General features: G+C 51.1%; 4 protein-coding genes. All 4 read left to right on the top strand.

The window, feature by feature from the left end:
* On the top strand, positions 1-768 hold a 768-nt coding region (locus QZ554_RS08180; RefSeq protein ID WP_297195714.1), incomplete at its 5' end, for a LexA family transcriptional regulator.
* A gap of 344 nt (positions 769-1,112) precedes the next feature.
* Entirely contained in the window at positions 1,113-1,784 is a 672-nt protein-coding gene (gene clpP, locus QZ554_RS08175; RefSeq protein ID WP_297195713.1) for an ATP-dependent Clp endopeptidase proteolytic subunit ClpP, read from the top strand.
* Positions 1,784-3,022: an ATP-dependent Clp protease ATP-binding subunit ClpX gene (gene clpX, locus QZ554_RS08170; protein WP_297195712.1), complete on the top strand. Its 1,239-nt coding sequence runs from the start codon at positions 1,784-1,786 to the stop codon at positions 3,020-3,022. Before clpP ends, clpX begins: the two co-directional genes overlap by 1 nt.
* A 125-nt stretch (positions 3,023-3,147) precedes the next feature.
* The coding region (locus QZ554_RS08165) for an ATP-dependent DNA helicase RecQ (RefSeq protein WP_297195711.1) at positions 3,148-4,385 on the top strand (1,238 nt) is incomplete at its 3' end.

The following is a 4,385-nucleotide window of genomic DNA, read 5'->3' as shown; positions in this document are numbered from 1 at the left end:
GACATCTTACATGCGATCATCTCCAATGAGAATATGACAGCAGCTACGCTGTCATATAAGCTCGGATATTCATCCCCTCAGTTGCTATACAACATATCGAAGGGGATAACAAAAGGGATATCGCCCGCCTTATTGAATAGGATAATAGAACTCTTCCCCCACTACAGCCGTAGCTGGCTTCTCTCAGGTGAGGGCAAGATGTTTGTCCCTTCTGAGGACACCACAGACGAAGCCCCGAAGAACTCCCAACGAGCCTCCAACGAGGTAAAAACGAACACCTCTGGTTCTCGCATCATCCTGCGACTGCCCATTATCCCCATCGAAGCAAAAGCTGGCATAGGGAAAGGCTTCCTATACGACAGAGACTGCTCACAAGACCCCGATGATATATACGATGAGTTCGACTCTATGGAAGTTTTCCTTGAGCGTGAAGTCTCCGACAGATACAAGCTCTTCCGAGTAAGGGGGGACAGTATGGACGACGACACCAAGCGGGCACTATGTAATGGCGATGTGCTCCTCTGCCGTGAGGTGTACCCCGAAGACTGGAAGTATGGGCTTATCAACACGAAGTTCCCAAACGTAATAATCGTGATTGAGGAGGAGGGCATCCTAATCAAGCAACTCATCAAGCACAGCAAGAAGAACGAAACCATCTCCCTACGCTCACTCAATAGCACCTACAAAGACCTCACAATAGACCTAAAGAAAGTGCGAGCCTTCTACTACGTGGAACGCCTCATCGACCGACACCTAGCTCAATGGTAATCTTCCATTCGGTAGATGAAAGCTTAGGTGAAGAACACAAAAGATGGGGCTGTATGGTAGACGAAGCCTCTCGATCATAGAGTCCTTAGCTCAAGCCCAAGCGGAAGCACATCAGAGAACAACATAAAGCCAGCTGGTTACGAGCCTTAGGGACCGTCACTAGTTGGCTTTCACCTCGGATATATCCGACGGTCGCTCCATGTATACAGATTGAGGGCTAATAGGGACTGGGGAGGAGGAGGTAAAAGAGTGGGTGAAGCGATGTTTTCACTATTCAGAATTATTTCTATCTTTGTTTGTAAGAGTCCGCCTTATGGCGTGCTCCCTACCACCCAAGAATAGAAATGAACGAATTCAAAAAGTTTGCTGTAGGTCATCTGGGGATGAACACCCTCGCCCTAGAGGACTATATGCAGGTGCAGAGTAGTTATATCTCACCTACAATCATCGAAGAGCGCCCTATGAATGTCGCTCAGATGGATGTTTTCTCCCGACTGATGATGGATCGCATCATCTTCCTCGGGACACAGATCAATGACTATACAGCTAATGTCATCCAGGCTCAGCTCCTCTTCCTAGATAGCAGCGAGCCCGGCAAGGATATATCTATCTATATCAACTCCCCTGGGGGAGCCGTATATGCAGGCTATGGCATCTACGATACGATGCAGTATATCAGCTGTGACGTCTCTACTATATGTACTGGAGTAGCAGCCTCCATGGCCTCCATCCTGCTAGTAGCAGGAGCTAAGGGGAAGCGCTTCGCCCTCCCCCACTCCCGAGTGATGATCCACCAGCCCCTAGGTGGTATGCAGGGGCAGGCTAGCGATATGGAGATCGCAGCCCGTGAGGTCATCAAGGTCAAGAAGGAGCTCAATACAATCCTATCGACCCACTCTGGTCAGAGCTTCGAGACGATCGAGCGTGACAGCGACCGAGACTACTGGATGAATGCCTACGAAGCCAAGGACTATGGCATGATTGATAAGGTACTCATACGAGAGGTAGAGAAGTAATGGCAAAGAAGTATAAGCGCCACTGCGCCTTCTGTGGGCAACCAGAGGAAGAGGCTGGGCCACTCATCCAGGGGCTCGATGCCGAGATCTGTACCTCCTGTATCTACAGAGGCTATCAGCTACTAGAGGAGCTCTCAGAGAAGGCCCCTCAGGACAAGTACAACCTTCCCCTAGAGGGACTTGACACCCTTCCCAAGCCTCAGGAGATCAAGGAATATCTCGATGGCTATGTCGTGGGACAGGATGAAGCCAAGCGATATCTATCGGTAGCCGTCTACAACCACTACAAGCGACTACTACAGACCCAGTCCACAGAGGACGATGGTGTAGAGATCGAGAAGAGCAACATCCTACTCCTCGGCCCCACTGGGACGGGTAAGACTCTACTAGCAAAGACCATCGCACGCCTTCTGAAGGTTCCCTTCACGATCGTAGATGCGACAGTCCTTACCCAGGCAGGGTATGTCGGGGAGGATATCGAGAGCCTACTGACACGTCTACTGCAGGTAGCAGACTACGATGTAGCAGCTGCCGAGCGTGGTATCGTCTTCATCGATGAGCTCGACAAGATAGCTCGTAAGGGCGAAAATCCCTCGATAACAAGAGACGTAAGTGGCGAGGGAGTACAGCAGGGGCTACTCAAGCTCCTCGAGGGCTCTATCGTCAATGTCCCCCCTCAGGGTGGACGCAAGCACCCCGATCAGAAGATGATCGAGGTCAATACCCAACAGATCCTCTTCATCTGTGCTGGAGCCTTTGATGGGATCGAGCGTAAGATCGCTCATCGCCTCAATACACGTATCGTCGGCTACAACAGCCCAGGAGCAAAGCATGCCCAGCTGGCAGAGGAAGAGCTGATGAAGTACGTAGACGCACGAGATCTGAAGAGCTTCGGGCTAATCCCCGAGATCATCGGTCGTCTCCCTATCATCACACACCTCACCCCTCTGCACCGAGATACGCTACGCATGATCCTCACTGAGCCCAAGAACGCCCTCGTACGCCAGTACACCAAGATGTTCGAGATGGACCACATCAAGCTCAAGTACACCGAGGATGCCCTAGATGCAATCGTAGAGAAGACTATGGAGCAGAAGCTCGGTGCTCGTGGACTACGCTCTATCATGGAGCAGGTCATGATGGAGGCTATGTACACCCTCCCCTCTAAAAAGGTAAAGACCTTCACCATCGACCGAGCCTACGTAGAGGCTCGACTGGCAGAGCGTGTAGAGGCTTAACCATACGGAATAGATCATCACACCTATTATATCGACATTATATCACCTCACACCTAATTTAGTACAACCAGCAACAAAGCACTCCTAGAGGAGTAAAGGAGCACGAACGGATAATTAGTAGGCGTATGGAGGCCATAGACCTAACAAAGGCACTGAAGAAATACTTTGGATTTGACCAATTCAAGGGAAACCAACGGGAGATCATAGAGCATATTCTCGCTGGACAGGATACCTTTGTCCTAATGCCCACGGGTGGAGGGAAGAGCCTCTGTTATCAGCTACCCGCCCTACTGATGCCTGGCACTGCGGTCATCATCTCCCCCCTCATCGCTCTGATGAAGAACCAAGTGGACTCCGTCCGTGGCTTCTGTGAGGAGGATGCCGTAGCCCACTTCCTGAACTCTTCGCTCTCTCGCCCTAAGCTAGAGGAAGTGAAGCAGGATATGCGCTCTGGCAAGACCAAGCTGCTCTACGTCGCCCCCGAGTCGCTGCACAAGCCTGAGAATATGGAGCTCCTTCGGGAGGTACCCATCTCTTTCTATGCAGTCGATGAGGCACATTGTATCTCAGAGTGGGGACATGACTTCCGCCCCGAGTACCGACGTATACGCAACGTTGTCTCCGAGATAGCTCCTAGGCCGATCATGGCGCTCACGGCTACAGCTACCCCCAAGGTACAACATGATATCATGAAGAACCTCGGGATAGAAAGTGCCGTTATATTCCAGAGCTCATTCAATCGTCCCAACCTTCTCTATCAGATACGGCCTAAGACAATAGACGTAGATCGAGAGATCGTGCGTTATATCCTAGCCAATCCCAAGAAGAGTGGTATCGTCTATTGTATGCGTCGCACACAGGTAGAGACCTTCGCTCAGGTACTCCAGGCTAACGGGATCAAGGCTCTCCCCTACCATGCAGGGCTAGAGACCAAGGAGCGTATGGAGAATCAGGATGCCTTCATCGAAGAGCGTGTAGAGGTCATCGTAGCGACCATCGCCTTTGGGATGGGTATAGACAAGCCCGATGTACGCTATGTCATCCACTATGATATGCCTAAGAGCCTAGAGGGCTACTATCAGGAGACAGGACGAGCGGGACGAGATGGAGGCGAAGGGGTCTGTATCGCATACTATGACCCCAATGAGCTAGAGAAGCTAGAGCGATTTACCAAGGGGAAGTCTGTCGCAGACCAAGAGATAGCACGCGTGCTACTGAGGGAGACAGCAGACTATGCTGAGACGACCCTCTGCCGACGCTCCTTCCTACTCAACTATTTCGGGGAGCACTATGAGCGAGAGAATTGTGGCTGTTGTGATAATTGTTTAGTACCTAAGAATAAAGTGGAAGCTAAAGAATTACT

This window comes from uncultured Porphyromonas sp., assembly GCF_915070105.1.
In the GTDB taxonomy this organism is placed as follows: Bacteria; Bacteroidota; Bacteroidia; order Bacteroidales; family Porphyromonadaceae; genus Porphyromonas.
This window is presented reverse-complemented; position numbering and strand designations above follow the sequence as displayed.